The sequence below is a fragment of the Turicibacter sp. genome, assembly GCF_017941855.1.
Classification (GTDB): Bacteria; Bacillota_I; Bacilli_A; order MOL361; family Turicibacteraceae; genus Turicibacter; species Turicibacter sanguinis.
The window spans coordinates 1-4,227 of the sequence record NZ_JAGAVR010000118.1 but is presented as its reverse complement, the minus strand read 5'-3'; the positions used below and the strand labels follow the sequence as shown (position 1 = coordinate 4,227).

Annotated in this window: 4 protein-coding genes and 1 pseudogene; 1 reads left to right on the top strand and 4 read right to left on the bottom strand. The window is 35.4% G+C overall.

The features are described 5' to 3' along the window. Positions 1-422 precede the first annotated feature (422 nt). Positions 423-2,129: an oleate hydratase gene (locus J6D32_RS12820; RefSeq protein ID WP_006784259.1), complete on the bottom strand. Its 1,707-nt coding sequence runs from the start codon at positions 2,127-2,129 to the stop codon at positions 423-425. A gap of 211 nt (positions 2,130-2,340) precedes the next feature. Here J6D32_RS12820 and J6D32_RS12815 point away from each other — a divergent pair, with 211 nt between their 5' ends. Beyond that, on the top strand, positions 2,341-2,595 hold the full coding sequence (locus J6D32_RS12815) for a hypothetical protein (RefSeq protein WP_006784260.1): 255 nt from the start codon (positions 2,341-2,343) through the stop codon (positions 2,593-2,595). A 70-nt stretch (positions 2,596-2,665) separates the two neighbouring features. Here the strand turns inward: J6D32_RS12815 and dhaS are convergent, their stop codons facing one another. The 3 genes and pseudogenes from dhaS to J6D32_RS14095 form a co-directional block, all read right to left on the bottom strand. Beyond that, positions 2,666-3,235 carry a dihydroxyacetone kinase transcriptional activator DhaS gene (dhaS, locus tag J6D32_RS12810; RefSeq protein ID WP_155223806.1) on the bottom strand — a complete coding sequence of 190 codons (570 nt, stop codon included), beginning with the start codon at positions 3,233-3,235 and terminating at the stop codon, positions 2,666-2,668. Between the two features lie 268 nt (positions 3,236-3,503). Further along, positions 3,504-3,959, bottom strand: a pseudogene (locus tag J6D32_RS12805) (aldo/keto reductase); the annotation flags it as partial. Then, positions 3,878-4,168, bottom strand: coding sequence for a hypothetical protein (locus J6D32_RS14095; protein WP_353734600.1), 291 nt, complete (start codon positions 4,166-4,168; stop codon positions 3,878-3,880). The pseudogene J6D32_RS12805 and the gene J6D32_RS14095, both read right to left, overlap by 82 nt. Positions 4,169-4,227: the final 59 nt, after the last annotated feature.

Below are 4,227 nucleotides of genomic sequence, written 5' to 3'. Positions count from 1 at the left end.
GGTTATCTATCAATCTAGCTTCAAGACGTAACTCCTCTAGAAAGTTATTAAAGATAACTTCTACTAAGTACCTAGACTTTATCCCCGGCAATTGAGGAGTGTTCGCTTCGCTTACTGCCGGGGGCCCCCCATCTTATCCTGCATTATTAATATTTCAATCCGAGTAACCGAGGATTAGAAATATTTAATGCAGGGTTATCTATCAATCTAGCTTCAAGACGCAACTCCTCCATATATCGCCCCAACTTAGTACGTAGAAATCTCCCCATCTATAGTGGAAACCTGCTTCGCAGGATGGGGCCCCCCGCGTCTTTTAGCTTTTTAGATGGTCTAATTGAATGATATGAAATTTAGACCATCTTATCCTGAATTATTAATATTTCAATCCGAGCAACCGAGGATTAGAAATATTTAATGCAGGGTTATCTATAAGATGTTTTTAGTGCATTTTTTAGTACTTTTGGGTTCTTTTTGAATGGTGTTACTGGACAGATTTCTTTTTCGTGATAGTTCATTAGTGTATAAACGGCCATGCGTGCAGCACGAACTGAGAATTCCTCTGTAAAGACCATATCTTCTGGAATTTCAACATATTGACTAATCATTGCAAAGTTAGTTGAGCCTACTGGAACAACTTGAGGACGATCAGTCATTTTACGTGGTTGGAATTGTGAAACGATATATGGCATCATACATGGAATGACATTCACGACTGAATCCATAATTTCATCCATTTCATCTTCAAAATGTAAGTGGTGAATTAATTCATATAATATCTCTTCCCCTGTACACTCGCGCATTGGTTTTTGAACATAATCTCCAACTTTATCTGTGTATAATCCATATCCCCAGAAAATTGTTGTATCCATTGGTTGATTTTTAAAGTGTGGTTGTGCAGCCACTACAATACTCATTAGCCAGTTTGAATCTTTAAATGTCATTAAAGCTCCGCTACCTGGAATATTTCCTGAGAATTTCTCAATCATTTTCAATAATTTATTCCCTTTACATGTAACCGTAAAGCTTTCCCAATTTGTCTCTTCAGGATTTCCAAAGAAAGGTTCTGGATTTCCAAGACCCGGTTTTTTATCTGCAATTTTAGACCATAATTCACCTGAAATTGGGTTTTGTGGTGCATATTCTGGAGCAGTATTTAAATCACCAAGCGTTGCGCAATCTGTCATACAACCATTTGTCATAATACATAAATCCTCAGGTTTTAACTCAATCACTTCTTCACCATTTGCCGTTTCAATATGAATTGCTGTAGCAGTAATACCTTCTCCTTTAGCGAAATCAATATCGGTTACCACAGCATTGATACTGAAATCAACGCCATGTTCTTCTAAGTAAACTTTAAGTGGTAAAATAACTGATTCATATTGATTATATGGCGTACGTGTTACCCCTTCTAATGTTTCAATACGTGAAAATTCAAAAATCATACGTTCCATATATCGTTTGAATTCAAATAAGCTTGACCATTTTTGGAATGCAAATGTTGTCTGCCACATATACCAGAAATTCGTTGTAAAGAAGTGTGGTGTATGAGCAAACCATTCTTCAATTGTCATATCATCTAACGCTTCTTCTGGTGTTACCATTAATTTACCAAGCGCTAATCGGTCTTCCGTATTGAATCCCATACTTGTGACATCTAAAATCGTTCCTTCTTTATCAATTAAACGGGCCTGAGCATGCGTTGGATGTAAATGATCAAAATTTAAGATTTCTTCTGTCACACTCATATGAGGCATATCAAGTGATGGAATTGTTGAAAATAACTCCCAGAAGTTTTCATACGTTTCCTCATTTAACATACGCCCTCCACGGCAAATAAATCCATTACTAACATCACCGGCTCCATCATTACTTCCGCCTAAAATATGCATTCCTTCAATAATATGAATGCGATTACCTGGTAACTTGCAATCTCTAATTAAATAAGCAGCACCTGCTAAAGAGGCGAGTCCTCCACCGACAAAGTAAACGTCACGATTAACATCAAGTTCTAAATTTGAACGATTACCTTCTTGTTTCATTTCATAATATTTTCTAGCACCGTAAATAGCAGCTGAAGCGGCACCAGCAAATGCTGCCCCTTTGACTAAATTAGATTTTTTACTCATGGATTATAACCCCCAGTATTTGTTTTGTTCACACTGTTAATGTATCACTAAATTTCTAAAAATAAATTAGACAAATTAACCGTTTTGTCCAAATACTAGACATCCATATAACATTGTCTAAATACTAGACAGATAGGCCCTTTTGTCTATATTCGTAATCTCTAATTTTTCATAAAATAAATTATAAAATTCATTTAAAGTAGGCGATATCATGTCCTTAGATCAAAAAATAAAACAACGTTTATTCGAAACAGCTTTCAAACGTTTGACTCGCCATCAAATAAAAAAAACAGATCGTACAGCTCGCAATATTCTTGAAGCCTTACAATTGCTCTGTGGAAGAGAAATCACAGAGCCTGACTTAAATTTAATATACCATGAATTACGCCTTCGCCTTCAACATCATGAAGCACCTGATGTTACACTAGCGTGGTTACTTCACTTATTAGAGGCCTATCAATCCTAATGATTTACTTTTTTAAAATCGATTTTCTCTTTAACTAAAAAATAGTTCTTGAAATCTCAAGAACTATTTTTTATTCAGATGCGGCACTCATATAACGATGATAAGCCAACTTTTCACAATTAATGGCAATATATTTCAAATTCATGGCTACTAGTTTAGGATCTTCTCTCATTCCACTTTTAACCCAAGAAATAATGGTACCACATACCCCGTGGGCAAAAAAATGAGAAATAAACGTTTCATCTTCCGGCTGTACGGTATGAGACTCATCTAATTTTTCAATTGCTTCTTTAAATAAAGTCGCCGTAATATTAAATAGATACTCTGTCATACCACGCTCGTCACAACTAATGGTGCTATAGTAAAACGATTGCTCTTTCTTCATCAACACTAATAAATCCTCAACTTTTAAATACCAATTTTCAAAAGTCACCCCTTCCATTAAAGGTGCAAATCCTTCCTGATAATAAATCCAATTCACTAACTCATACTTATCTTGAAAATGATAATAAAAAGTCTGACGATTAAGTCCACATTTTTCCGTAATATCTCGAATGGAAATCTTATTAAAAGGCTTCTCATCCACCAGTTCCTTAAGGCCCGTCGCAATGGCTCTTTTTGTAATTAATGCATCTGACATCTTTAAACCTCTCCACCATAGACTCTTTTTATTTATCATAACATCAATTGACATTTTGATAAATATTAAATATACCTCATTATCCCTTGTCTGTGTATCAGCAACAAGGAGATTAACTGCAGCTTTTAAATGATTCATCAATTTCTTTCTACTAAATTACAGACCCAATAAAAAGAAACACGCTCCCATCATTTTTTAACCTTTGTAAAACTTGTTCAATAGACTTCTTTTTTAAAGAAATAAAAAAAGCTCAGAAACCATCTGAGCTTTAAAAATCTGTTGTATCTAGATTGCGTGAATAGCCGACACATCCTGTTAAATTTGCAATCAGTTCCATATCATAAGAATCGAATTTAAAATCAAAAACTTGCGCATTCTCATCAATTCGAGCATAATGAACCGACTTAGGTAATGGTAAAAATCCCATTTGCAAACTCCAGCGAATACAAATTTGCGCGACACTTTTTCCATACTTCGCTGCCAACTGTTGCCTCTCATGAACTTCAAAAATTTTTCCAGTCCCAAGCGGACTATAAGCTTCAAGTAATATTCCAAGTTCACGACAATACTTCACAACCTCCTCTTGAGTATCCCCAGGACACAATCGAATCTGATTGACCATCGGCACAATCGTTGCTGTTTTTAATAACTCCTCAATAGGGTGAGGAAGAAAATTACTAATACCAATGGCACGAATTTTCCCAACAAGGTAGAGCTCTTCAAATGCTTTCCAAGTCCCAACATTTGCTTCTTGTCAATAATGACGATGCATAATGAGATTAGCCAGTGTATTAAATATAAATCTAAATAATCAAGCTCCAATCCTTTCATCGTTTTATCAAAATCTTCCAAATCTTCTACGTACCCATGATCAAGATTATTAAGTTTACTCGCAATAAATAAGTCTTCTCGTTTAATACCACTGCGTGCAATAGCAGCTCCGACACTATGTTAATTTCCATAAGCTGCTGCCGATAACCTAAATGAAGGGC

Bases quoted from the DNA above. Each gene is read 5' to 3' on its own strand.
- J6D32_RS12820 (WP_006784259.1), bottom strand. From the start codon at position 2,129: ATGAGTAAAAAATCTAATTTAGTCAAAGGGGCAGCATTTGCTGGTGCC.
- J6D32_RS12815 (WP_006784260.1), top strand. From the start codon at position 2,341: ATGTCCTTAGATCAAAAAATAAAACAACGTTTATTCGAAACAGCTTTC.
- dhaS (WP_155223806.1), bottom strand. From the start codon at position 3,235: ATGTCAGATGCATTAATTACAAAAAGAGCCATTGCGACGGGCCTTAAG.